General features: G+C 31.9%; 1 pseudogene. It reads right to left on the bottom strand.

The window, feature by feature from the left end:
* Positions 1-75: 75 nt before the first annotated feature.
* A pseudogene (locus CWC30_RS18245) lies at positions 76-354 on the bottom strand (ATP-binding cassette domain-containing protein); the annotation flags it as partial.
* Between the last annotated feature and the right edge of the window lie 6 nt (positions 355-360).

The raw sequence follows: 360 nt of genomic DNA, 5'->3' as shown, positions 1-360 counted from the left end.
ACTAAATATGTATATTAATGTTCTGATCCATAATGACCTTATATATAAATTAATTGTTTTAGCGTTATAACCCGACTAGCCGTAGAGTTCGTTTATATAATCTTCATTTTTTTTCTTCGTTGGTGTTGTAAATAAGGTATTTGTATGTGAATAATCAATGAGATCACCCATATACATAAAATCGTTTTTATCTGATACCCGCGCTGCTTGTTGCATGTTTTGAGTAACAATAACCACAGGAAATTTATTCTTAAAAACAGTATATAGTTCTTCAATCACTTAAGTTAAAATTGGGTCGAGTGCTGTGGTTGGTTCATCAAGCAATAATACTTCTGGCTCTATGGCGAATGAGCGCTAATT

The organism is Pseudoalteromonas sp. S4741, assembly GCF_005886135.1.
Lineage (GTDB): Bacteria > Pseudomonadota > Gammaproteobacteria > Enterobacterales > Alteromonadaceae > Pseudoalteromonas > Pseudoalteromonas tetraodonis.
This window is presented reverse-complemented; position numbering and strand designations above follow the sequence as displayed.